The following is a 24568-nucleotide window of genomic DNA, read 5'->3' on the forward strand; positions in this document are numbered from 1 at the left end:
CGATTCGAAATTGGAGCCGATTCTCAAATATTTTCCCGATTTGACCGACCTTCAGCGTGAGCGGTTTGCGGCGCTGTACGGTCTCTATGCCGACTGGAACGCGAAGATCAACGTCGTTTCGCGCAAGGACTTCGACCAGCTCTACCTGCGTCACGTGCTGCATTCGCTGGCCATCGCCAAGGTCTGCACGTTCGGCGACGGGGCACGGATTCTGGACGTGGGGTGCGGCGGCGGATTCCCCTCCGTGCCGCTGGCGATCCTCTTTCCCGGGGCGCATTTCACGGCCGCAGACTCCATCCGCAAGAAGATAACGGTGGTCGAAGGGGTCGCGGCGGGCCTCGGGCTGGAAAACCTCACGCCCCGCTGCGTGCGGGTCGAAACCCTGACGGAGCGATTCGACTACGTCGTTTCGCGCGCCGTGACGGCCATGCCGGAGTTTGTGAAATGGGTCTGGCCCCTGATCGAACGGGGAGAGAAAGGATCGCTGCCCAACGGCATCCTCTACCTCAAGGGCGGCGATCTGGCCGAGGAACTGGCCCTGACGGGCAAACGGTGGTATATTTACGACATTCCGCGCTTCTTCGGCGAGGAGTTCTTCGAGACCAAGAAGGTGGTTTACACACCGAAAAAATAATTTTAGGGGACGCAGGGCATCGGCAGGATTTGAACAAAGGATGGCGGCATTTGAAATGGAATGATACAATATCGGAGTTTGTTTAACCTTGAATATGATGAATATGAAAAGAATCCTGTTTTTACTTGCGTTTGCAATCGTGGAATTTGCGGCAAACGCGCAATCGACCGTTTATGTGGTTTTTGCATCGACGGAGAATCGGTCTGCGGTGAATGGAGCATGGCACTCGAAAATTGCTCCGGACTCACAACTCGGTCGGGAAATCACGGCCCATGTGATAAGCCTGATTTGCGAAAGCAGCAATCGCTGTTTCACGTTTGTGTCGGAGGATAATGCCGCTCCGATCAAAAAACCGAAAGATTTTTTGAAGACCGTGGCTTGCATCGATTGGGATGTGCTTGCACCTACGCTCTCGAAATCGCAGGCCGAGATGAAATACAAGGAGATTTTGGCGCATGATACGATCTATTTTATCGACCGCAACGATATTGAAGGGGATGAAATGAACCTGATTCGTGTGCATGAACCGCGAAGCAGGTTTTGAGAACCCGGACATAAATCGAAATCGGGAAGGTTCAAAGCCTTCCCGTTTCTTTTTATCTGGATTTTGCCGCAGGCTTCTGCCGGGCGATGATCGTGCGGAGATTATCCATAAAAGTCTCGGCATCGGCGGCGCCCGTGATGCGGCCCAGCAGTTCGCCCCGGGTGTCGAACACGAGGTAGAGCGGAATCGAACCGCTGCCGTATTTCTTCAGCAGTTCGCGGCCCGTGGTTTTGTCCGTGTCGTATTTGGCCGCCACGAACCGCTGGTCCATGAATTCCCCGACGTCCTTGCGCGAGAAGACCTGCTTCTCCATCATCCGGCACGGAGGACACCAGCTGGCATAGAGGTCGATGAAGACCAGTTTACCCTGTTTTATCGCCATTTCGCGCACGGCATCCGTCGATTTGGTCTCGAATTTCACCTGTGCCCGCGCCGCGCCTGTCCCGAGGGCCAGCAGCAGCAGAAAGATCAGTTTTTTCATATAATCTGTTTTTCGTTGACGGGGTGCAAAAACCGGACCGGGCCGGCCGCTTAAAAAGAGCTTTGAGGAGTAGCGGTGCGCAGTCCAATCGCCGGGATTTTCCGGTTGCTGGAAACGCGGCAGCGCAGAACCGGTCCGACAGCGCGATAAGGTTCCTCCGCCCCTGAATCCCGGTTCTTAACCGGGCGCCCTCTAAAGCCCGCCTTTTAGGCGGGTGCTCAACAGACCGCATGCGGCCTGGATGTCCTCGCCGCGCGAAGCGCGGATCGTGGTCTGGATGCCGCGGGCGGTCAGTGCGTCGCGGAAGCGGACCATCGCCTCGTCGCCGGGCGAGAAATAGGGCGAGTCGGGAATCCGGTGGAAGCGGATCAGGTTGATGCGGCATTTGATGCCGTTCAGCAGGCGCGTCAGCTCGCGGATGTGGCGCGGAGAGTCGTTCAGCCCGCTCATCACGATGTATTCGAACGACACCCGCCGCTGATGGGTGAAGTCGTATTCGCCGAGGATCGCGACGACCTGGGCGATCGGCCACGCCCGTTCGACGGGCATGATCTCCATACGCTCCTCGTGGAAGGGATTGTGCAGGCTGACGGCCAGGTGGACCTTCGTCGCGTCGAGGAAGCGCCGCAATTCGGGCACGACGCCCGCCGTGGAGAGCGTGATGCGTGTCGGCGACCAGCCGAAACCCCACTCGGAGGTGAGGATTTCGAGCGCCCGCAGCACTTCGTCCGTGTTGTCGAGCGGTTCGCCCATGCCCATGAACACGAGGTTTGTGAGTTTGTCGCGCTCGGGCAGCGAAACCACCTGGTTGAGGATTTCGGCCGCCGTGAGCGACTGTTGAAGCCCCTGCCGCCCCGTGGCGCAGAAGCGGCAGCCCATGCGGCATCCGGCCTGCGACGAGACGCAGAGCGTGGCCCGCTCGCCGTCGGGGATGTAGGCCGCCTCGACGTAATGCCCCGCCAGGGTGCGGAACAGGTATTTTTTCGTGCCGTCGGCCGACTCGGTGACGCGCTCCGGGGCGCTCAGCGCCGGTGAAAACCGTTCGGCGAGCCGCTGGCGGTGCACGGCGGCGATGTCGGTCATTTGCAGCGGGTCCTCCGTGTGGCGGACGTAGAGCCAGCGGGCGATCTGCCGCGCGGCGAAGCGCGGCATTCCCAACTCGCCGCAAAGGGCTGCGAGCTGGTCGGGCGTTTTGCCGTATAACGATTCCTGATGTGCCATTCTTGGGGTTCCGGGGGCTGTTTTCTGTGACAAAAGTAGGTAAAAAATGAAGATTTTTGCGTCCGCATGTGCATTTTTGAATTTTTATCCATATATTTGTGGTGCATAGCACTCCTATGCCCGTTTTTTGCCCGAACAATTAAAATTATTGAGATAAATGGAAATTAAGAAATCACCCAAAGCGGACCTCCGGAACAAGCGGGGTCTTTTGCTCGAAATCGGTCTGGTCGTTTCGCTTTGCCTCGTGATCGGGGCTTTCGCCTACACCCCGAAAGAGCGCACGATTGAAAAGATGGATTTGCAGGCTGCTATCGTCGAGGAGGAGATCGTCGAGATCACCCGCCAGGACCAGAAGCCTCCCGAGCCTCCCAAACGTGTAGAGGTGAAGGTTATCGCCGACCTGCTGCAGGTCGTTACCAATGACACGAAGATCACCACCGAAGTGGACTTCGCCGAGTTCGACGAGAATACCGAGGTGATCCAGCAGGTCGAGGTGGGCGAAGAGACCATCGAGGACGACCAGCCGTTCCTGATCGCCGAGACGATGCCTTCGTTCCAGGGCGGAGACCTCAATACCTTCCGCAACTGGGTGCAGCAGAACGTGAAGTTCCCGCAGATCGCCCTCGAAAACGGTATCCAGGGCCGCGTGGTTCTCTCGTTCGTGATCGAGAAGGACGGCCGTCTGACCAATATCCAGGTGCTTCAGACGCCCGACCGTTCGCTCTCCGAGGAGGCTATCCGCGTACTGAACAAGTCCCCGAAGTGGAGCCCCGGCAAACAGCGTAACCAGGTGGTTCGTGTGAAGTATACCCTGCCGGTAGACTTCCGCGTACAGAACTAAAACCCGGGACAGGAATATCTGCCCGGCAGCCGCGGCGGAGTTCCTGCAAAAAGGCTGCATCGATTTGTTTCCGACCAATCCTTTAATGCTGACTGATATGGAAGTAAAAAAATCATTCAAGGCGGATCTTCGGAATAAGAGAGGCCTTTTGTTGGAAATCGGTGCGGTGCTGGCGCTTGGTCTCGTTATATCGGCTTTCGCCTACGCACCGGCGGAGTACCGGATCGAACGGTCGCCGATGGAGTACGGGAATGCCGATGTGATCGAGCTGACCGAAATCACCCGGGACCGGCCCAAGGAGGTGCAGCCCCGGAAAGTCGAGATCAGAATCCCGAGTCAGGTGATCCGGATCATGGATAACGGTACGCAGATCCAGACGGATGTCGACCTGTCGATTTTCGATGCCGAAACCCCCATCGAGTTCGTCACCCCCACGGCGGAACCCGCTGTCGAGGACGAGATCTTCCTGATCGCCGAGACCATGCCTTCGTTCATGGACGGAGACCTCGAAACCTTCCGGAACTGGGTGATGCAGAACGTGAAGTTTCCGCAGATCGCCCTCGAAAACGGCATCCACGGTCGCGTGATTCTCTCGTTCGTGATCGACAAGGACGGACGCCTGACCAATATCGAGGTTCTCCAGTCGCCCGACCGTTCGCTGGCGGACGAAGCGATCCGCGTGCTGAACAAATCGCCGAAGTGGAGCCCCGGTAAACAGCGGAATCAGACGGTGCGTGTGAGATACACCCTGCCGGTCGAGTTCCGCATGCAAAATTGAGGCGTTACGGCTGAACTTTTTGAGGGTATCCTGCTTTCGGGCGGATACCCTTATTTGTAGCATCGTGTTTGCAGCACGTTGTCCGACCCGGCAGAAGCCGGGTTGAAACCGGAATAAAATAGAACTGTTTTGGAAGAAAATAAACTGAATCCCCAGCCTGCCGCCGCGGCCGATTGCCGCGAGCGCGCCGTGCTGGTCGCCGTCATCCGCGACAGCCAGGACCCGCGCCAGGCCGAGGAGTTTCTCGACGAACTGGAGTTTCTGGCCGAGACGGCCGACATCTGCTCGGTGAAACGTTTCACCCAGCGCCTGCCGCAGCCTTCGTCGCGCATCTACGTCGGTCCCGGCAAGCTGGAGGAGATCGCCGCGTATTGCCGCGAGAACGAAATCGACGTGGTGATCTTCGACGACGAACTGACTCCCTCGCAGACGCGCAACATCGAAAAGGAGATGCCCTGCCGCCTGCTGGACCGCACGCGCCTGATCCTCGACATCTTCATGTCGCGTGCCCAGACGGCCTACGCCAAGACGCAGGTGCAGCTGGCCAATTACGAATACATGCTGCCCCGGCTGTCGGGCCTATGGACCCACCTCGAACGCCAGAGGGGCGGTACGGGAACCCGCGGCGGCGCCGGTGAGCGCGAGATCGAGACCGACCGCCGTATCATCCGCAACCGCATCGCCAAACTGAAGGAGGACCTCAAGAAGATCGACCGCCAGATGGCCGTGCAGCGGTCGAACCGCGGTGCGATGGTTCGCGTGGCGTTGGTCGGCTATACCAACGTAGGCAAATCGACGCTGATGAACCTGATTTCGAAAAGCGAGGTCTTCGCCGAGAACAAGCTCTTCGCCACGCTCGACACCACGGTCCGCAAGGTGGTTTTCGATAATCTGCCCTTCCTGCTTTCGGACACGGTGGGCTTTATCCGCAAACTGCCCACGGAGCTGATCGAGTCGTTCAAATCGACGCTGGACGAGGTCCGCGAAGCCGACCTGCTGATTCATGTGGTGGACATCTCGCACCCGCAGTTCGAGGAGCAGATCGCCGTGGTGAAGCAGACCCTGCAGGAGATCGGCGCGGGCGACAAACCCGTCTATCTGGTCTTCAACAAGGTCGACGCCTATACCTACGTCGAGAAGGAGGAGGACGACCTGACGCCTGCCACGCGTGAGAACCTCTCGCTGGAGGAACTTATGAAGAGCTGGATCGCACGGGCCAACACGCCCTGCATCTTCCTCTCGGCGCTGACGAAGACCAACCTGGAAAAATTCCGCTCGGATCTCTATGGCATGGTGCGTGAGATTCATGCCGGGCGTTATCCGTTCAACAATTTCCTCTACTGACAACCAAACCCACTCAATCATGACGTTGCATATCCTCTCCCAGCAGAACTCCGTTCTCAACAAATTCATCGCTGAAATCCGCGACAAGCGGATTCAGAAGGATTCGATGCGTTTCCGCCGCAACATGGAGCGCATCGGCGAGATCACGGCCTATGAAATATCGAAAACGTTCAGCTACAAACCGTGCGTTGTCGAGACGCCTCTGGGTGAAGCCTCCGTCGAGATGATCGACGAGCAGATCGTGGTGGCGACGATTCTCCGTGCGGGGCTTCCCTATCACCAGGGATTTTTAAATTACTTTGACGATGCCCAAAATGCCTTCGTCTCGGCTTACCGCAAGAGCACCAAGGACGGCAAGTTCACCGTGAAGGTCGAGTACATCTCGTGCGGAAGCCTCGAAGGCAAGACGCTGCTGCTGGTCGATCCGATGCTAGCCACCGGGTCGTCGCTCGTGCTGACCTACAACGCCTTGTGCGAGAAGGGCGGCACGCCGGCCTACACTCACGTCGCCGCGGTCGTCGCCAGCGAACAGGGGCTTGACTATGCCATGAAGAACATGCCGCGGCAGACCACTACGATCTGGACGGCCGTTGTCGACGAGGAGCTGACTTCGCGTTCGTACATCGTTCCCGGCATCGGAGATGCTGGAGACCTGGCTTACGGCGAAAAAATATAGTTTTCCGATTTTATAGGGCTTCTGCGGCACATCGCTTGTCCGTCCCGAATGGGACGTACTTTGGTACTACCCATCCGTCCCGTGCGGCGTGATGCCCGAAACTACCCTGCCTAAAATCAAAAAAATGAATAAGTAATGCGCCGAAAACTCGCTTTCCTCGTTGCCGTGTTCTGCGCGACCGTCCTTATGATGGCCGTGCAGAAACCCGTCTTTATGGCGTGGTATGCCGCGGAGGCGGCCGGGACGGGCCTCGGCGGCTGGATGGATGTGCTGTGGCACGGGCTGACGCTCGACATGACCGTTGCGGGTTATGTCACTGCACTGCCTCTCCTGGCCGTACTCCTTTCGCTGTGGGTGCGTATTCCGGAGCGGGTGTGGCGGGGTGTGCTGACAGCCTATTTCGTGCTGGTCGCCGTGACGACGGCCGTGATCTTCGCCGTCGACGTCGCGCTGTATGAGCATTGGGGGTTCCGCCTCGATGCGACGGTCCTGATTTACCTCGCCGATCCGAAGGAGGCGATGGCGAGCGTCGATTTCTGGCTCGGCGTGCGGCAGACCCTGCTGGCCGCTGCGTATGCCGCGCTGATGGTCTGGGCTTACCGCCGCATCCTGCGCATTTTCGACGGACGAACTGTCGGCTGGCGGCTGGCCCTGCCCGGAAGCCTCGTCGTCGTCGTGCTCGCGGGATTCGACTTCCTGGCGATCCGCGGCGGATTGGGGGCCTCGGTGGCCAATGTTTCGAAGGTCTATTTCAGCCCCGTGCCGTTCCTGAACCATGCGGCCACGAATCCCGTTTTCTCGTTTCTGTCCAGTCTCGGCGACCGTGCCGACTATGCCGGCGAATACCCCTTCTTCGACGAAGAGACGCGCGCCGCGAAGTTCGACGCCCTGCGGGGCAACGGCCCGGCAGCGGGTCCCACCGAGCGGGTGCTCGATACGCTGCGGCCCAATGTGGTGATCGTCATTCTGGAGAGCTTCGCCCGGACGGTGATGGACGAGGAGGTCGGCGGGGAACCCGTCATGCCCAACATGCAGCGGCTGAAGGGCGAGGGCATCTGGTTCGAGAATTTCTTCGCCAACTCGTTCCGCACGGACCGCGGCGAGGTGGCGATCCTGAGCGGTTTCCCGGCGCAGACGCGCATGTCGGTCATGAAACTCCCGGCCAAGAGCCGCAACCTGCCCTCGGTGGCGCGTTCGCTCGCGGGGGAGGGCTATAAGACGAGTTTCGCCTATGGCGGCGACCTCAATTTCACCAACCAGGCCTCCTACATGTACGCTACGGGATGGCAGGAGCTGATCTGGCAGAAGGACCTGCGCTTCGACGTTCCGGCTTCGGACTGGGGTTACGACGACGCGCTGATGTGCGACTGGTTCGCCGACCGCGTGATCGCATTGAGCGAGTCCCGGGAGCCGTTTCTCGCGGGACTGCTGACGTTGAGCAGCCATACGCCCTTCGACGTTCCCTACGCGAAGTTCGAAGACAAGGTGCTGAACGCAATGGCCTTCTCGGACGATTGTGTGGGGAAGATGATCGACCGCCTGAAGGCTTCGCCCGCGTGGGAAAACCTGCTCGTCGTGCTGGTCGCCGACCACGGCTATCCCTACCCGCGGACGCTCGCCTACAACGAGCCGCTGCGCCACCGCATTCCGATGATCTGGACGGGCGGGGCCGTCGCGCGGCCGCGCGTGGTGGAGGACTACGCCTCGCAGATCGACATCGCCGCGACGCTGCTCGCCCAGCTGGGCGTCGCGCACGGCGACTTCGATTACAGCAAGGACATTTTCGCCCCGGCGCCTCCGCGCAAGTTCGCCTACTACGCCTTCAACGACGGCTTCGGCGTGGTCGACGCTTTGGGCGAGGCGGTGTGGGACGTGACGGGCGGCCGGGCTGTGACGGAGACGAACCCCGAACTGCTCGACGTGGGGCGCACGATGTTGCAAACGACTTACGTGGATATCGGCCGCCGCTGAAGAATCCCCCTTTTTAGGTATTGCGGCATGGCGCTTGTCCGCATATCTTTGTGCACGGAAAATAATACCTATGTTTATGTATAAGAATGGTGGATATACGGGCGACGACCGGATGTGCGATCTGGTCTGCGACCGCTATGCCGTGTTGCAGGTGATGAGCCGTTTCGGCATTGCGCTGGGATTCGGCGACAAGACCATCGCCGAGGTGTGCGCCGAGAACAAGGTGGACGCCGCGACGTTCCTTGCCGTGGTGAACATGCTGATGAACTTCGGCAACGGCGCGGAGCTGGCCGGCGAAGTCTCGGTCCGTTCGCTGACCGACTACCTGCACAACTCCCACGGTTATTTCCTGGACTTCCGGCTTCCGGCCATCCGGCGGAAGCTGATCGAGGCGGTCGACTGCGCCCAGAGCGACGTTTCGTTCGCCATCATGCGCTTTTTCGACGAGTATGCCGCCGAGGTTCAGCGCCACATGTCCTACGAGGAGCAGACCGTTTTCCCGTACGTCGAGTCGCTGCTCTCGGGCGAGAAGAACACGGCCTATTCGATCGACATTTTCCGCCGCCAGCACGACCAGGTCGAGATCAAGCTGCGCGAGCTGAAGAACATCATCATCAAATACTATCCTTCGGGCAGCACGAACGAACTCAACGGCGTGCTGTTCGACATCTTCAACTGCGAGCACGAACTCGCCTCGCACAACGCCGTGGAGGACGAACTCTTCATTCCGGCCGTCGAGCGGCTGGCGGCGACGGGTCCCCGCACGGTGAAGCCCGAGCCGCTGAGCGTCCGTGAAAAGGAGATCATCGTCTGCGTGGTGAAGGGCATGACCAACAAACAGATCGCCGAGGCGCTCTGCATCTCGGCCCATACCGTGATCACCCACCGCCGCAACATCGCTGCGAAATTGCAGATACACTCCGCGGCGGGGCTTACGATCTATGCCATCGTCAACAAACTGGTGGAACTCTCTGAAATCAAGGATACCATAATCGATTCGCAGCCATGACACACGAACACCATCACCACGAACACGCGGTCACGTCGCTCAACAAGGCCTTCATCCTGGGCATTGCGCTCAACGTGGCTTTCGTCGCCGTCGAATTCGCCGTCGGCCTCTACTACGGCTCGATGGGCCTGCTGTCCGACGCCGGGCACAACCTCTCCGACGTGGCCAGCCTGCTGCTGGCCATGCTGGCCTTCCGGCTGGCGCAGGTGCAGGCTACGCCCCGCTACACCTACGGTTATAAGAAAAGCACGGTGCTGATCTCGCTGCTGAACTCGGTGATCCTGCTGATCGCCGTGGGGGTCATCGTCGCCGAGAGCATCGGCCGCATGCTGCATCCCGCGCCGGTCGAGGGCGGCGCCATCGCCTGGACGGCGGGTGTCGGGGTGGTGATCAACGGCTTCACGGCGTGGCTCTTCATGAAGGACAAGGACCGCGACCTGAACGTCAAGGGCGCTTACCTGCACATGGCCGCCGATGCGCTGGTGTCGGTCGGGGTGCTTGTTTCGGGACTCGTGATTTCGTGGACGGGGTGGACGATCGTCGACCCTGTCGTGGGGCTGGTCGTCGCCGCGGTGATCGTGGCGTCGGTCTGGTCGCTGACGCGCGACAGCCTGCGTCTCTCGCTCGACGGGGTTCCCGGGGAGATCGACATAGCCGGGATCGAACGGAAGATGACCGCCGTTCCGGGCGTGAAGGCCGTTCACCACATCCACGTTTGGGCCATCAGTACGACCGAAAACGCTCTGACGGCCCATGTCGTGCTCGAAACCCTGTCCCGGATGGAAGCAGTGAAACGCGACCTGAAAGACCTCCTGGGCCATGCCGGGATCCCCCATGCGACGCTCGAATTCGAATCTGCGGCCGAGCGATGCGACGATTTGCACGACTGATTCGTGTACTTGGACGAAATCGTTCTGTTTAAAGGCGGAATCCCGACCCTAATCGTCAGGGTCGGGATTGTTTTTCCCTGAAAAGGGTATGATCTTTGTTTTCAGGAGGAAAGATGGGTTTAAAAGTAAACAGTGACGCAGCTCTTCGGAGGGAGGGGACGGTCGGCCGGTTGGCCGGCCGTTTTTTTGCACCTACGGCACGGGATCGTAGCCGCTTCCGCCCCACGGATGGCATTTCGACAGCCGCCGCAGGGTGAGCCACAGCCCCTTGACGGGTCCGTGCCTGCGCAGCGCTTCGAGCGCATACTGCGAGCAGGTGGGGGTGAACCGGCACGACGGAGGCGTGAAGGGCGAGATGCAGAGCTGGTAGAACCTCACCAGTCCGATCAGCGGCAGGGCGCAGGCCTGTTTAAAGATGCTCCACGACCGACTCCAGAATCCTGCGGACTGCATTTGCGACGGTTTTATAGGGCAGCGCCTCCTTCGACGAGTAGATCAGCGCCAGGTCCAGGTTGACCGGCCGGCCGTCGTGCAGGATCTGCTTTTGCAGGCGGTAGGCCTCCTTCGTGCGGCGGCGCAGCAGGTTGCGTCTGTTGGCCCGTTTGTGGAACTTTTTGGGGACGGAAAAGAGTACTTCGACCGATTGTTCGGTGTCGGGTTCCGCGAACCACACATAGCGGAACGGAAAGACGAAGCCGCTTTCGCCGCTCTCGAACAGACGGCGCACGGCCCCGAGCGAACGGAGCCTTTCGGTGCGGGGTAGCGAGTGTGCGGGCATGGCGGCAGGGGGCTTGCGGCCCTTATTTGCGGGATTCCGTGGCCGGGCGGCGCGTGCGGCCCTTCTTGGCCAGCTTGTGCTGCTGGCTGCGGATGAACTCCTCCTTGCGGGCGTCGGTCACCAGCTCCACCGGCTCGATCTCCTCGCCTTTCTGCACCTTTTGCAGGTAGAGGTCGATGGCCTTGACCATCGAGGGGGCTTCGGGCGTCGGGGCGTTGGCCAGCACGGTGATTCCGGCCCCGAGGGCGGCGCGCAGCGTACCTTCGCCGAATACCGCCACGGCGGGCAGGTCGTCGGTTCCGAACTTCTCGATGAGGGTTTTCACGTCCGAGGGCGAATAGAGCGCCAGCAGGTCGTAGTCGGCCATTTTAACGTCGTCCAAATCCCCGGCGACCGTGCGGGCCAGGATGACGGGATCGAACGAGAGTTTGAGCTTGGCGAGCGTTTCCGGCAGCTCGGGTTTGTGGGGTTCGCTCAGCGCCAGCAGGAATTTCTCCTCCTTGTGTTTGATGATCAGCTCGACGAGCGACGTGAACGAGCCGTCGGCAAACGAAATCTTGCGTTTGCGGTAGACGATGTATTTCTGCAGGTAGAGCGCCACTGCCTCCGTCTGGCAGATGTATTTCATGGTTTCGGGCACGGTGATGCGTGCCTCTTCGCAGATATGGAAAAAACTGTCGACTGTCGTGCGCGATGTGAATATGACGGCCGTGTGCGTGAGTATTTCGACCCTTTGGGCGCGGAACTCCTTCAGGGAGACGCCTTCTACGCGGATGAAGGGCCGGTAGGCGATTTCCACGTGGTGTTTCTGGGACAATTCGTAGAACGGGGACTTTTCGATGACAGCGGGCCTCGGTTGCGAAACTAATACACTCTTTACTTTCAATGTTGCGAATTGATTTAGGTTTGTCTTTGCCGTTTCATCTTACCGCAAGCAGCCATAATAGGCTGATTGGGAAGACTTCCACGGTGCAAAGGTACAAAAACCAATGCAAAATCGAAACTTTTTTGGAAAGAAACAGGTTTAATGTCTCCTTGAGGTATAAGACGGCCGCTGCGGTCAATTCGATGGCGACGATGCAGAACCAGACGCCGCCCGTGCCTTGCGGGCAGAGCGCGAAAAGCAGCAGCGGGGGTGAAATGAGGACCACCCCGAGGGCGAAATAGGTGCGTTTGAGCAGCATGAGCTGTGCGATGAAGGGCTGCGAGAGGGTCAAGGTCCCGGCCAGCCGCACGGCGATTGCCTGATAGGCGGCTACGCCCAGCGCAGCGAGCGAGGCCAGGAGGCTCAAAATCAGGACTGCGCCCTGCGGAATGGCTTCCGCCAGCCGGCCGGGCATCAGCGTGTCGCCGTATTTGATCGCCGCGACGCCCAGAAAGAGCAGCCCGATGGCGGTGGCGATGTTCAGGAAACGGGAGTAGCCGCTTCCGCCCGGGTCCTCGGAGAGGCGTTCCCCCGTGGCCGTGTCGCGTGAAATACGTCCCAGCAGTGTGCGCACGTCGCCCAGGTTGCGGTAGAGCAGCATGGCGTAGGTCGCGGCGAGCAGCAGCACGAAACTTTGGAAAACGGCGTTCTCCGTGAGCGACGGAGGCGGTGCGAGCGGAATGCGCGCGGGTTCCGCAAGGGTGGACTGCGCTCCGAAGATTGCGGCGGAGGTCGTGTCGCGCCATTCGGAAGGAGCCGCGCCGGTCGCCGCAAAGGGGAACAGTGCGGAACCGCTTTCGCCCGATGCCGTTTCCGTCCGGAGCGTATCCGGCCTGGGGGCGTACTCCGTCAGGACCGGCGCTCCCGGAGTCCCGGACGCCGAATCCGCCGCAGGCGCTGCGATTCGCGTATGTGCCGCCGATGGGGTCATCAGGCGAAGTGGCGTTTGAGTGTGATACGGATGGTGGTTCCCTTGCCGATTTCGGAGTCGATGACGGCGATCTTACCCTGGTGGTACTCCTCGACGATGCGGCGCGAGAGCGACAGCCCGAGGCCCCAGCCGCGGGTCTTGGTCGTGAATCCCGGTTCGAAGATGCGTTTCCAGTTGCTTTTGGGAATGCCCTTGCCCGTGTCCTTCACGTCGATCATGACGCTCTTGTCGTCCGACGAAATCCGCACGTCGATGGCCCCGTGCCCTTGCAGGGCGTCGAGCGAGTTCTTCATCAGGTTCTCCACGACCCATTCGAACAACGCGGCGTTGATGTTGGCCTGCACGGGGGCGATGGCCAGCCCGTTGTAGTCGAGCGTCACGTTGCGGGGGATGCGTTTACGGAAGTACATGACCGATTCGCCCACCACTTCGTTGATGTTCGCCGGGGTGAGGGGCGTCTCGGAACCGATTTTCGAAAAACGGTCCACGATCTTCATCAGGTGCGTGAGGTCCTTGTTCATCTCTTCGACGGCCGTCTGGTCCACGTCTTGCGAACGCAGGTATTCGATCCATCCCAGCAGCGACGAGGTCGGGGTTCCCAGCTGGTGGGCGGTCTCCTTGGCCAGTCCGATCCAGACGCGGTTCTGCTCGTCGTGTTTCGACGAGCGGAAGGCGATGAACCCCAGCGCGATGAAGGCTGTGATGACGAGAATCTGCACGTAGGGGAAGTAGTAGAGCGACTTGAGCAGCGCCGACTTGCCGTAGAAGATGATGTGGTAGTGCTGCGACGACCAGAAGAACTTCACCGGGATCGGCGGGTTCTCGACCGAAAATTTGTCGATCTGCTTCCGGAGCCGTCCGGGGTGGTTGATGATCTTCTCGGGGATGAGGTGCGAGTTGATGACTTCGAGGTTCTCGTTGGTGATGATGAACGGGATGTTGTTGCCGTTGGACATGATGTCGGCCACGAACGGGTCCTGGATCGTGCCGCCCAGCACGTCGCGCGTGACGCGCTCCATGGCGTGGGCCCACAGCGCCACGTCGTGCTGCTCCTTCTCCTTGAGCCGCTGGGCCATGTTGTTGGTGTAGAGCAGCGACACGGCGCCGAGCGTCACCCCGACGACGATCACCACCACCCGGTTGCGGAACGAGAAGAATTCGCTGCGGAGTTTCATGGCCCTATTTGCGCTTGGTGTCCTGCTCGCGGGTGATGCGCCCATACGTTGCGGGGTCGTTCAGCACTCTGACGGCCTCGGCCACCTCCCTGTCGCCCGGCAGCGAATGCTCGATCACGCCCGCCTGGTAGCCGTGGCGCATGACGATGTCGTTGTTGATCGCCTCGACGACCTGCGTGCGGTAGGTTTCGAGGTTGGTCTGCGTGTCGTCCTTCAGCTCGGCCTCCACCTGCTCGAACTTGTCCTTCAGCTGGGCGAAGCGGTCGTCCTCGGCGGCCTTTTTCAGCGCCTTGAGCGCCCGCCGGGTGTCCGATTCGTAGGGGACCTTCTTGCCTTTCATGAACTCCGCGAAGTCGGCGTAGTCCTTGTCCGTGATCGAGAAGGTGCGGATGTCGATCTGCCGGCCGGGGTTGCGGCGCGTGTATTCGTCGCCGAAATCCTCGATGAATCCCAGCGCATAGAGCGTCAGGGCGAAGCGTGAAATGTACTCCGGGTCGGTTGCGATGTCGGGCATCACGCCGCCGCCGTCGTAGACCTTGCGGCCCGCGCGGGTCGTGAACTCCGAGATCAGCGAGTCGGGCACGGTCCGCACCGAACCCTCCTGCGAGTGGGAGTAGTCGATGGCCTGGATGCAGCGGCCCGAGGGGATGTAGTATTTGGCCGTGGTGAGTTTGAGCATGGCGTTGTAGCCCAGCGGGCGGGTCGACTGCACGAGTCCCTTGCCGAAGCTGCGCTGGCCGATCAGCACCGCGCGGTCGAGGTCCTGCAACGCCCCGGCGACGATCTCGGCCGCCGACGCCGAGTTGCCGTTGATCAGCACCGCCAGCGGCAGGTCTGAGAGGATCGGCTCCGCGTCGGTGCGGAACACCTGTTTCGAATCTTCCGAACGCCCCTTGGTGCTGACCACCTCGGTTCCTTTGGGGACGAACATTCCCAGGATTTTGACCGCCTCCTGCATGATGCCGCCGCCGTTGGAGCGGTAGTCGAGCACCAGCCCTTTCAGCGGCTTCTCGGCGCGCAGCCGTTCGATGGCAGCGCGCATCTCCTCGTAGCATCCTTCGGTGAAGTCGCCGTGGCGGATGTAGCCGATGCCGTCGGCGACCCATCCGGCATAGGGCACGCCCGGGATGGCGATCCGCTCGCGGCGGATCGTCGCCGTCTGCTGCGTGCCGTCGAGGTGTTCGACGGTCACCTTGACCTTGCTCCCCGGTTCACCCTTGAGGCGCGAGGAGACCTGCTCGGTGGTGAAGCCCTTGGCATCCTTGCCGTCGATCGAGAGAATCTTGTCGCCTATCTTCAGCCCGGCCTTGTCGGCGGGCGATCCCTGGTAGGGCTGCGCGATGCGGACGTAGTCGTCCTTCTGGCGGATGAGCGACCCGATGCCGCCGTACTTGCCCGTGGTGAGCAGTTCGAAATCCTGCATCCCCTCCTCGGGGATATACTCCGTGTAGGGGTCGAGGTCGCTGACCATGCCGGCGGCGGCCCCCTCCATCAGGCGGTCGGGGTCTACGGGGTCGACATACCCCAGCGAGAGTTCGCGCATCATGTTGACGGTGATCTCCATGTTGCGGCCCAGCCCGAAGTCGTTGCGGGCGGCGAATGTCAAGAGGCCCGCGGCGCCGACAGCGGCCGCCGCAGTGAGCAGGTAACGGTATTTTCTAATCATTGCGTGTCATGTGTATGTACGAATCGAGCCGGTACTGCACCCGGGCGACGCCGCGGCGGATGCCGTCGAGCACGATCCATTGTCCGTACTGTGAAACTTTTATCTCGTCTTCGCCCAGCAGCATCAGCTTCTGGCCGAAATTGTCGGCGCGGAAAGTCATCGCCCCGTCCTCTTCCGAGCGCAGCGAAAAGCCTGCCGAGCGGAACGCGTTCAGGATCTGTTCCCGGTTCTCCTCGATGTCGCCCTCCACCCGGCGCACCACGAACCCGAATCTGGGGTAGACGGCGGCCAGCACCACGATCGCCGCGAAGAGCATCAGGTAGCGGTCGGTGTGCAGCATGACGTAGAGCGTGTCGTCGAGCGACAGCGCCGAAGTCCCGGTCATCAGCATCAGCCCCATCAGGGCTATACAGAGAACGCACAGGGCGAAGAAATATTTTAACGAGCGGACGAAGTATTTCATAAGTTGAAAGTGGAGAGTTGAAAGTTATCAGTTTAAAGTCGGGAACCGGGTTATTGTAGGTTTTTGGGGGAAAGCAGAAAGAAACGAAGCGAATTTTTAACTTTACACTTTTATCTTTCCATTTTCGATGTGGTCGGCCACCTCCTGCATCAGCCATTTGGGCGTCGACGTGGCGCCGCAGATGCCCACCGTCGCGGCCCCCTCGAACCATGCGGGATCGATCTCCGAGGCCTCTTCGACGACATACGTGCGCGGGTTGGCCCGGCGGCACACTTCGGAGAGCACCTTGCCGTTCGACGACTTGCGCCCGCAGACGAACACCACGGCATCGAACCGTCCGGAGAACTCCGTGAGGTGCTGTTCGCGGTTCGATACTTGCCGGCAGATCGTGTCGTCGATGCAGACCTGCCCCGCATCGGCGGCCCGGCGGCGCATTTCGGCGCCCAGCCGTTCGAACAGCCCGATGCTCTGCGTGGTCTGCGAAAGGAAATAGACCGGACGCGAGAAGTCGATCAGGGCCAGGTCCTCCTCCCTTTCGATCACGATCGTCGGGTCCGCGACCTGCCCCGTGAGGCCCACCACTTCGGCGTGGCCCCGTTTGCCGAGGATCACGACCTGCCCGCCGATGGGACGCATCCGTTCGTGGGCCTCCTTCACCCGGCGTTGCAGCCGTGCGACCACCGGGCAGGTGGCGTCGATGATCCCGATGTCCATCGCCCTTGCGGCGGCGTAGGTCGTAGGGGGTTCCCCGTGGGCGCGGATGAAAAGGCGGCAGCCCGCCAGGTGCGGCATGTCGGCGTGGGTCACGGTCCGCAGTCCCAGCCGTTCGAGGCGCTGGACCTCGATGCGGTTGTGAACGATGTCGCCGAGCGAGTAGACCGTGCCGCCCTCCGCGAGGGCGCGTTCGGCCTCCGTGATTGCGCGGACAACGCCGAAGCAGAAGCCCGATTTATCGTCGATCTCGACTATCATAGCCCTTTGCGGTGCGCCCGGCGGCGCTTTATCGGTTATCGGTTGATTTTAGCGAATTGCTCCATAAACCACGCCATCTGTTCGTCGACGGTCATGTGGCTGTTGTCGAGTACAATGGCGTCGTCGGCCCGGCGCAGCGGCGATACGGCGCGGCTCATGTCGGCCTTGTCGCGCTCGCGGATGTTGCGCTCGACCTCCTCCATCGTCACCGACATGCCCTTGCCTGTCAGCTCCTTGTAGCGGCGGCAGGCGCGCACGGCGGTGTCGGCCGTCATGAACAGTTTCAGTTCGGCATCGGGGAATACCACCGTGCCGATGTCGCGGCCGTCCATCACCACGCCCCGGCGGCGGCCCATCTCCTGCTGCATGGCCACCAGCTTGCGTCGCACCTCGGGGATGGCGCTCACGCGGCTCACGCAGTTCGAAACCTCGATGGTGCGGATCTTGCCCTCGACCCGATCGCCGTTGACGTAGATGTCGCTGGCCCCGCGTTCGGGGTTGAAACGGAAGGTGATTGAAATATCGTCCAGCAGTTTCACGACGGACTCTTCGTCGACGATGCCCGACCGGATAGCCCCGTGTTCGAGGGCGTAGAGCGTCACGGCGCGGTACATGGCGCCCGTGTCGATGAAGATATAGCCCAGGCGGGCCGCGATGGCTTTGGCGAAGGTGCTCTTTCCGCACGACGAAAAGCCGTCGACGGCAATGATGATCCTGTGTTTAGTGTCCGACATTGGGGAATATATCAAAGAAGGTCGATAATATGGTGTAAATGCCTAATATGCCGATCAGAAGACCCGCGACGTGGTTGATCGTGAGCATGTGCCGCGGACGGAAGCGTCGGCGGAAGAGGTTGATGACGAAGGCCAGCAGGGTCCACCACGCCACCGCGCCGCCGAAGAACCCGGCGATGACGAACAGCGAACGCATGAAGCCCCCGAAGGTGTGGTCGGCCATGTCGCCGCCCGAAATCTTGAACACCGCGAAGAAGGCCAGGATATAGGGGATGACCATGATGAAATTGGCGATCGTAAGTCCGAAAATCGAAGCGAAATCCTGCCACAGCGAGGTTTTTCCGGCACGGTTGCGGCGGATCTGCGGCACGGGATTCTGCGCGAAGATGAAAACGCCGACGATCACCACGAAGATGCCGCCGATCACCCGCAGCAGCGTGTCGTACTGTTCGATCTGTGCCTGTAGCATCGAGTAGAAGAACAGTGCGGCCATGGCCATGAACGTATCGGCGCAGGCGACGCCGATGCCTGAAACGATGCCCGAGCGGCGGCTTTTCGACAGCGTGCGCTGGATGCAGAGCACTGCCACGGGGCCTACCGTGATCGAAGCGGCGATGCCTACGCAGATGCCGCGGAACAGGGTCTCGACGATTTCAAATGCCATTTTCTCGGTTTGCTGCGCGTCACGAACGCGCCTGTTACTTATATTGCCCCTGCGCGGAAGACGGCCCGGAAAAAGGCGTTGTCTCCGGCTCTGCGGCGGGTTTCCGTATTTGCGAAGCAAAGATACAAAAAAGCTCCGACATCCGCCTATGAAAAGGCAAAAAAAGGGCGCGGCGGGTTATTCCGCAGGTCGGATATGTTGATAAAATATCGAAAACTTTGGCCCCGTGCTTGCATATCGTCCGTTGAAAATGAATAAATTTGCAGAAACAGTACTCCACAATGGCAGAGATGAAACAATTCGGCATCGACCTCGAACTGGACGACGCCGTGGCCCAGGGCCACTATTCGAACCTGGCGATCATATCGCACTCCACTTCGGAGTTCATCATCGACTTTGCGACGGTGCTGCCCGGTGTGCAGAAAGCGCGCGTCAAGAGCCGTATCATCCTCACGCCCGAGCATGCCAAGCGGTTGCTGCGTTCGCTGCAGGAGAACATCGTGCGCTACGAGAGCAACGTGGGCAAGATCGAGATTCCCTCGCCCCAGCCCACGCCCGACGCGGGGCCCAAGATGGGTCAGGCCTGAAAACCTGCGGCGCTGCACGGCAGCGCCTTTTTTGCACCCGGCGCGCCGTGTCACGTTTTTGTCGCGGCCGAAAATTTTGCGGCATGGAAAAAAACGTTACTTTTGTGGCAAAAGCCCAGATTCTGCCATGTCCACACCCTCGCCGTCAGACCAGCGGTTATTCGAAGGCATCCGATTCGGCAACGAGGCCGATTTCGAGTGCTTCTTCCGGCGTTACTATCCCCGATTGGTGAACTACGCCGCCCGGTTCGTCGCCGGGCACGAGACGGCGCGCGACCTGGTGCAGGACAGTTTTGCGCGCCTGTGGGAGCGGCGGCGCGAGCTGCGCGAACTGGATCTGGCGTCGCTGCTGTTCACGATGGTGCGCAATGCATGTCTCAATTACCTGAAACACAACGGCGTCGTGGCGCGTCACGAACTCGAGTACACGGCCCGCATGCGGGGTGAGGAGCGGATTTACAGCTACGATTTTTTGAGCGACGCCGAGCAGCCGTGCCTCTACGAGGAGTTGCAGCGCGAGGTGCAGAAGGCTGTCGACGCGCTGCCCGACCGCTGCCGCGAGGTTTTCCGGATGAGCCGCTTCGAAGGGCTGAAGAACCGCGAAATCGCCGCGCGGCTGGGCATCTCCGAGACGGCTGTCGAGAAACACCTGGCCCGTGCCGTCGGCCGGTTGGGCGAGCACCTGCGGCGAAGCTGTTCGTTCGAACTTTCGGTGGCCGTGCTTTCGTGCCTGCTGGCGAATTACCTCTAAAATCAGATAGACGATCATTGACCCGACGGCGGAGATTTCCCTCTCCGCTGTTGTTGTTTTTCTTTCTTTTTGCGACTTTTTTCGATTTTTTGTGATTGGGAAGGTTGGGGAAAAGTAAATTCGGTTGTTTTAAAATATGTAACGGAAATGGAAGAGATGAAATTCGATCAGGAAGAGATGCGGCATCTGGCCGGACGCTATTTTGCGGGAGAGATCGCCGCCGAGGAGGAGCGCGAGCTGTTCCGCTTCGTCACCTCCGACGCCGCATGCCGCAGGCAGTTCGCCGCCTGGCGGCTCGAATGGGAGGCGATGCCGGCGTCGGACCCCGCGACCGACCGCGACTGGCACCGCCTGCGGTCGCGTATCCGCCTGCAAGGTCCCGGACGGAGCGCCCGGCTGGGGCGGATCGCCGTGATATGGCGCGTCGCGGCCGCCGTGGCGGTGGTGTGCGCGGCCTTCTTCGGTGCGCGGCTCTACGACCGCCTGCTGCTGGAGCGCGCCACGGAGTGCTACACCGTGACCACGAAGAGCGGCGACCGCAGCACGGTCTGCCTGCCCGACGGAACGCAGGTGCGGCTCAACGGGTCGTCGACGCTGACCTATCCGGCCAATTTCAACGCCACGAACCGCTCGGTCGAGCTTTCGGGTGCCGCCTACTTCGACGTTTCGCCCGACGAAAAGCACCGCTTCGAAGTGAAGGTCGGAAACTGTTCGGTGGTGGTCAAGGGCACGAAATTCGACGTGACGGCCTATCCCGACGACTCGCTCATCACCACCACGCTGCTCGAAGGCGCCGTCGGCTTCACCGCGCCGCGCGGGGAGACCGCGCTTCGCCCGGGCGAGTCGCTCACCTACGACCGCTTCGCCGAGACCACGGCCATCACGCACGTCAACACGGCGCAGTACCTGGCCTGGATCGAGGGGCGCATCGAGTTCATCGACGTGACGATCGTGCAGCTGTGCGAGAGTTTGAGCAGTCTTTACGGCGTCGAAATCACGCTCGACGACCGCCTGCGCGCCGACGGGACTTTCATCACCATCCGCCTGAGCAACCAGGAGTCGCTCGACAGCGTCCTGAAGGCTCTCGATCTGATCGTTCCGGTCTCGGTCCACCGGCAGGGTCCTTCGGTGCGTCTCTCGGCCAAGTGACGCCCGCATCCCGAAACACCTTTAAAACAACCAATACCTTAAACAAATGAAGCAATTCTCCAATCTGAAACGGGCGTTTCTGCCGTGTCTGTTCGTGTTGCTGACGCTCCCGGCGTGGGGGCAGATGCAGCCCGTCACGAAGAACTTCCGGAAAACGCCTCTCAAAAACGTGCTCAAGGAGGTGGAGGCACAGACCGGGCTGTCGATCATGTACGACACCCGGGAGCTGAACCTCGAACGTCCGGTCACGGCTTCGTTCGACCGCACGCCCGTGTCGCAGGTGCTGCGCGAGGTGCTCGACCGCACCGTCCAGTATTCGATCAAGGACAAGATGATCGTGATCTACAAGGCGTCGGCAACTCCCCCCCCCCGCAGCCGGGAAAGGTAAGACCCTGACGGGTACGGTGCTGGATGAAACGGGCGCGCCGATGGTCGGCGCCGCGGTCACCACGCCCGACGGCCGCCGCGGCACGGTCACCGACAGCAACGGCCGCTATTCGCTGACGCTCGGTGCCGGGGACGCCCTGATTTCGGTCTCCTACCTGGGCTATGTCACCCGGCAGATCGTCATCGGCGACCGTACGGAAGTCGACGTCAACCTGGTTCCCGACGCCAAGAACACCATCAACGAGGTGGTGGTCATCGGTTACGGCGCGGTGAAGAAATCCGACCTGACGGGTTCGGTTTCCAACGTGAAGATGTCCGACATCCGCGACGTGCCCAACACGTCGGTCGACCAGGCTCTGCAAGGCCGCATCGCCGGTGTGGACATCATGTCGACTTCGGGTGCGCCGGGGGCCACGACCTCGATCCGCGTGCGCGGCACGCGTTCGATCTCGGCGTCGAACGAACCGCTGATCGTCGTCGACGGCGTGATCGACGCCGTGAGCGACCTGAACGACATCAACTCGGCCGACATCGAGCAGATTTCGGTACTCAAGGACGCCTCGTCGACGGCCATCTACGGCTCGCGCGGCGCCAACGGCGTGATCATCGTCACCACGCGGCAGGGAGTCACCTCGAAGCCGTCGGTCACGGCCAAGGCCGAATTCGGCGTCTCGAAACTCGCCCGCGACCTCGACCTGATGGATGCGCAGGAGTTCGTCCGCTATCTCAACGACCGGAACTATTTCTCCTCGCGCGACCCGCAGCGTCCGCCGCGCTTCGACCCTTCGGAGTACGGGCGCGGGACCGACTGGATCGACGAGATCACCCGCACGGCCCTCTACCAGAACTATAACCTTTCGGTCAGCGGCCGCAGCCAGAAGTCGAGCTACTTCGCGGCCCTCGGCGGCAACGACACGCAGGGTATCGTCGACGGCAGCGGGTTCCGCCGCATCACGGCCCGTCTGAATCTCTCGTACGACTTCGCCAAGTGGCTGACCGTCGGTTTCAAGGGCAGCTACACCTTCCGCGACGAGAATCCCAACCGGGCGACCATCGGCGGCGCGAACATCTGGGACGGCGCCGTCTACCTGGCCCCGACGATGGGTCCCAAAGACTATATCAACCCCCTCTACGAGAACGGCGTGCGCATCGATACGCCCCGCGCCAAGATCGACTGCAACGAGAACGAGAGCGAGCGCATGACCAATACCGACGTGCTGGAGTTCACGATCAGGCCCGTGCGCGGGCTGATCATCAAGAGCCAGAACTCCTACATGGTCTACCAGCGCCACGACTATCAGTTCTGGCCCAGCTACCTGCCGAAGCGTACCGAGGGCGAAGGCTCCGACGCCTACCGTTACGAGGGCGATGCCCGGCGGCTGACCTCGGAAAATACGGTCTCCTACTCGAAGAAATTCGCCTCGGGGCACTATTTCGATGCGATGGCGGGCTTTTCGGCCACGCACGAAACGGTGAACTCCTTTTCGCTGAAGGCCGAGGGGCTGCTCACCGACGATCTGAAGTGGAACAACATGAACACCATCGGCAGCAAGGAGAACTACAACGCCGGGACCAATGCGAACAAGGTCGTGCGCGAGTCGGTGCTCATGCGCCTGAACTACAACTACAAGAGCCGTTACTACTTCACCTTCACGGGCCGTTACGACGGGTCGTCGAACTTCGCCGAGAACAACAAATGGGGCTTTTTCCCCTCGGCGGCCGTCAAGTGGAACGCCAAGAACGAGAATTTCCTCAAGCAGGTGCGCTGGCTCGACGAGCTGTCGCTGCGCCTGAGCGCCGGACGCACGGGTAACGACGCCATCTCGACCTACCGTTCGCTCGAAGCCTACGGCACGACCACCAACGGCTATCTGTTCGGCGGCACGCAGTCGGCGTCGTTCTTCCCCTCGCGTGTGGCCAACCCCGACCTGACGTGGGAGAAAACCACGCTCTACAATGCGGGACTCGACTTCTCGGCCTTCGACGGCCGCCTGAACGTCACCGTCGACGGCTACTATTCGACCACCCGCGACCTGCTGCTTTCCTTGCAGACGATCCACACCACGGGCTACACGAGCCGCTTCACGAATCTGGGCAAGACGTCGAACCGCGGCGTCGAGGTATCGGTCGAGAGCCGTAACATCGTGAAGCCGAAATTCGGCTGGACGACGAGTTTCACCCTCTCGCACAACAAGCAGATGGTCGACGACATCGGCCACGAAGAGTATGTCTCGTGCCTCGAAAGCGGCGGCAATACCAACTACATGATGTACGGCTACAAGACGGGCTATCCCCTCAATGCGCTCTGGGGATTCCAGTACGCCGGGGTCTGGAAGACGACCGACCAGTTCGAGCGCAACCGCTTTACCAAGAGTTACATCTCCTCGTCGACGGGCAGCGACGCCCAGCTGATGCTGGGGTATCCCAAGTACGTCGACCAGAACCGCGACGGCATTCTTTCGGAAGAGGACCTGATCTATCTGGGCAACTCCGACCCCGTGCTTTACGGCGGTTTGCAGAACACCTTCAATATCGGCAACCTGCGCATCGGATTCTACTTCTCCTACTCGCTGGGCGGCAAGATCTACAACTACTCCGAACTGGCGATGGCCGGCGGTTACGCCACCAACCAGTACCGCTACATGCTCGACGCGTGGCATCCCGTGCGTAACCCGGATTCCGACCTGCCCCGTGCGGGGACCGACGACCGGCTGGTTCCCAGTTCGTTGCAGGTGCACGACGCCTCGTACCTGCGTCTGAAGAACGCCACGGTCTCCTACACGTTCGACCTGCGGAAGAAGACCCGCCTGCTGCGCGACATCACGCTGGCCGTCACGGGCGAGAATCTCTGGCTCTGGACCAAGTACAACGGTTTCGACCCCGACGTTTCGAGCGAGGGGACCAGTTCGACCCTGCGCCGCGTCGACATGGGCGCCTATCCCCGTTCGCGGATGTTCGTGTTCAGCATCCAGCTGCGTTATTAAATCCACCCGACAA

26 protein-coding genes are annotated in these 24568 nt (G+C 60.8%); 14 read left to right on the plus strand and 12 right to left on the minus strand.

Features of this window, described 5'->3' with window-relative positions:
• The first annotated feature begins 10 nt into the window (after nt 1-10).
• Nucleotides 11-634 (plus strand): 16S rRNA (guanine(527)-N(7))-methyltransferase RsmG, encoded by a 624-nt coding sequence (gene rsmG / locus ACGHP5_RS07705; RefSeq protein WP_290532381.1) that lies wholly within the window; start codon nt 11-13, stop codon nt 632-634.
• A 103-nt stretch (nt 635-737) separates the two neighbouring features.
• The gene (locus tag ACGHP5_RS07710) at nt 738-1178 is read left to right on the plus strand and encodes a hypothetical protein (protein ID WP_390568313.1); all 441 of its coding nucleotides are present in this window, start codon (nt 738-740) and stop codon (nt 1176-1178) included.
• Nucleotides 1179-1230: 52 nt separating this feature from the next.
• Here the strand turns inward: ACGHP5_RS07710 and ACGHP5_RS07715 are convergent, their stop codons facing one another.
• The gene (locus ACGHP5_RS07715) at nt 1231-1659 is read right to left on the minus strand and encodes a thioredoxin fold domain-containing protein (RefSeq protein WP_290532305.1); all 429 of its coding nucleotides are present in this window, start codon (nt 1657-1659) and stop codon (nt 1231-1233) included.
• 192 nt (nt 1660-1851) lie between these two features.
• Entirely contained in the window at nt 1852-2880 is a 1029-nt protein-coding gene (gene rlmN / locus ACGHP5_RS07720; protein ID WP_337657754.1) for a 23S rRNA (adenine(2503)-C(2))-methyltransferase RlmN, read from the minus strand.
• A 157-nt stretch (nt 2881-3037) separates the two neighbouring features.
• Between rlmN and ACGHP5_RS07725 the strand changes: the two genes are divergently transcribed.
• The 7 genes from ACGHP5_RS07725 (at nt 3038) to ACGHP5_RS07755 (ending at nt 10389) form a co-directional block, all read left to right on the plus strand.
• Nucleotides 3038-3721, plus strand: a complete 684-nt coding sequence (locus tag ACGHP5_RS07725; RefSeq protein ID WP_253011805.1) for an energy transducer TonB — start codon at nt 3038-3040, stop codon at nt 3719-3721.
• Between the two features lie 148 nt (nt 3722-3869).
• The gene (locus ACGHP5_RS07730; protein ID WP_290532307.1) at nt 3870-4499 is read left to right on the plus strand and encodes an energy transducer TonB; all 630 of its coding nucleotides are present in this window, start codon (nt 3870-3872) and stop codon (nt 4497-4499) included.
• A gap of 129 nt (nt 4500-4628) precedes the next feature.
• Nucleotides 4629-5843, plus strand: coding sequence for a GTPase HflX (hflX, locus tag ACGHP5_RS07735; protein WP_290532308.1), 1215 nt, complete (start codon nt 4629-4631; stop codon nt 5841-5843).
• 19 nt (nt 5844-5862) lie between these two features.
• Nucleotides 5863-6519, plus strand: coding sequence for a uracil phosphoribosyltransferase (upp, locus tag ACGHP5_RS07740; protein ID WP_290532309.1), 657 nt, complete (start codon nt 5863-5865; stop codon nt 6517-6519).
• 135 nt (nt 6520-6654) lie between these two features.
• Entirely contained in the window at nt 6655-8490 is a 1836-nt protein-coding gene (locus ACGHP5_RS07745; protein ID WP_390568318.1) for an LTA synthase family protein, read from the plus strand.
• Between the two features lie 76 nt (nt 8491-8566).
• The gene (locus tag ACGHP5_RS07750; protein ID WP_390568320.1) at nt 8567-9499 is read left to right on the plus strand and encodes a LuxR C-terminal-related transcriptional regulator; all 933 of its coding nucleotides are present in this window, start codon (nt 8567-8569) and stop codon (nt 9497-9499) included.
• On the plus strand, nt 9496-10389 hold the full coding sequence (locus ACGHP5_RS07755) for a cation diffusion facilitator family transporter (RefSeq protein ID WP_390568325.1): 894 nt from the start codon (nt 9496-9498) through the stop codon (nt 10387-10389). Before ACGHP5_RS07750 ends, ACGHP5_RS07755 begins: the two co-directional genes overlap by 4 nt.
• 192 nt (nt 10390-10581) lie before the next feature.
• On the opposite strand, the gene yidD is transcribed toward ACGHP5_RS07755, so the two are convergent.
• The 10 genes from yidD to ACGHP5_RS07805 form a co-directional block, all read right to left on the minus strand.
• Nucleotides 10582-10842 (minus strand): membrane protein insertion efficiency factor YidD, encoded by a 261-nt coding sequence (gene yidD / locus ACGHP5_RS07760; RefSeq protein ID WP_290532313.1) that lies wholly within the window; start codon nt 10840-10842, stop codon nt 10582-10584.
• On the minus strand, nt 10799-11167 hold the full coding sequence (locus ACGHP5_RS07765; RefSeq protein ID WP_295901106.1) for a ribonuclease P protein component: 369 nt from the start codon (nt 11165-11167) through the stop codon (nt 10799-10801). Before ACGHP5_RS07765 ends, yidD begins: the two co-directional genes overlap by 44 nt.
• A gap of 22 nt (nt 11168-11189) precedes the next feature.
• Nucleotides 11190-11984 (minus strand): uroporphyrinogen-III synthase, encoded by a 795-nt coding sequence (locus ACGHP5_RS07770; RefSeq protein ID WP_295901108.1) that lies wholly within the window; start codon nt 11982-11984, stop codon nt 11190-11192.
• Nucleotides 11985-12087: 103 nt separating this feature from the next.
• On the minus strand, nt 12088-13023 hold the full coding sequence (locus tag ACGHP5_RS07775) for a DUF4271 domain-containing protein (RefSeq protein ID WP_337755643.1): 936 nt from the start codon (nt 13021-13023) through the stop codon (nt 12088-12090).
• On the minus strand, nt 13023-14198 hold the full coding sequence (locus ACGHP5_RS07780; protein ID WP_290532317.1) for a PAS domain-containing sensor histidine kinase: 1176 nt from the start codon (nt 14196-14198) through the stop codon (nt 13023-13025). Before ACGHP5_RS07780 ends, ACGHP5_RS07775 begins: the two co-directional genes overlap by 1 nt.
• Nucleotides 14199-14202: 4 nt before the next feature.
• Nucleotides 14203-15864, minus strand: coding sequence for a S41 family peptidase (locus ACGHP5_RS07785; protein WP_337755641.1), 1662 nt, complete (start codon nt 15862-15864; stop codon nt 14203-14205).
• Complete coding sequence (locus tag ACGHP5_RS07790) at nt 15857-16327, minus strand: hypothetical protein (RefSeq protein ID WP_337657255.1); 471 nt, start codon at nt 16325-16327, stop codon at nt 15857-15859. Before ACGHP5_RS07790 ends, ACGHP5_RS07785 begins: the two co-directional genes overlap by 8 nt.
• Before the next feature lie 102 nt (nt 16328-16429).
• Nucleotides 16430-17299 carry a 4-hydroxy-3-methylbut-2-enyl diphosphate reductase gene (locus ACGHP5_RS07795; RefSeq protein WP_337755640.1) on the minus strand — a complete coding sequence of 290 codons (870 nt, stop codon included), beginning with the start codon at nt 17297-17299 and terminating at the stop codon, nt 16430-16432.
• Nucleotides 17300-17334: 35 nt separating this feature from the next.
• Nucleotides 17335-18033: a (d)CMP kinase gene (gene cmk / locus ACGHP5_RS07800; RefSeq protein ID WP_290532321.1), complete on the minus strand. Its 699-nt coding sequence runs from the start codon at nt 18031-18033 to the stop codon at nt 17335-17337.
• Entirely contained in the window at nt 18020-18697 is a 678-nt protein-coding gene (locus tag ACGHP5_RS07805; RefSeq protein ID WP_290532322.1) for a LysE family translocator, read from the minus strand. Before ACGHP5_RS07805 ends, cmk begins: the two co-directional genes overlap by 14 nt.
• A gap of 281 nt (nt 18698-18978) precedes the next feature.
• On the opposite strand from ACGHP5_RS07805, the gene ACGHP5_RS07810 reads away from it, so the two are divergent.
• From ACGHP5_RS07810 to ACGHP5_RS07830, 5 genes are all read left to right on the plus strand, one after another.
• Nucleotides 18979-19284, plus strand: a complete 306-nt coding sequence (locus tag ACGHP5_RS07810) for a DUF3467 domain-containing protein (RefSeq protein ID WP_015546810.1) — start codon at nt 18979-18981, stop codon at nt 19282-19284.
• A 127-nt stretch (nt 19285-19411) separates the two neighbouring features.
• Nucleotides 19412-20035 (plus strand): RNA polymerase sigma-70 factor, encoded by a 624-nt coding sequence (locus tag ACGHP5_RS07815; RefSeq protein WP_290532323.1) that lies wholly within the window; start codon nt 19412-19414, stop codon nt 20033-20035.
• Between the two features lie 147 nt (nt 20036-20182).
• Nucleotides 20183-21184 (plus strand): FecR domain-containing protein, encoded by a 1002-nt coding sequence (locus ACGHP5_RS07820; protein ID WP_337657258.1) that lies wholly within the window; start codon nt 20183-20185, stop codon nt 21182-21184.
• Nucleotides 21185-21230: 46 nt separating this feature from the next.
• A complete protein-coding gene (locus tag ACGHP5_RS07825; protein WP_390568331.1) occupies nt 21231-21572 on the plus strand; it encodes a DUF4974 domain-containing protein in 342 nt (113 codons plus the stop codon).
• Nucleotides 21573-21588: 16 nt separating this feature from the next.
• Nucleotides 21589-24555, plus strand: a complete 2967-nt coding sequence (locus ACGHP5_RS07830) for a SusC/RagA family TonB-linked outer membrane protein (RefSeq protein WP_390568333.1) — start codon at nt 21589-21591, stop codon at nt 24553-24555.
• The last annotated feature ends 13 nt before the right edge of the window (nt 24556-24568 follow it).

The sequence above is a fragment of the Alistipes sp. i18-0019-D1 genome (genome assembly GCF_042852885.1).
GTDB lineage: Bacteria > Bacteroidota > Bacteroidia > Bacteroidales > Rikenellaceae > Alistipes.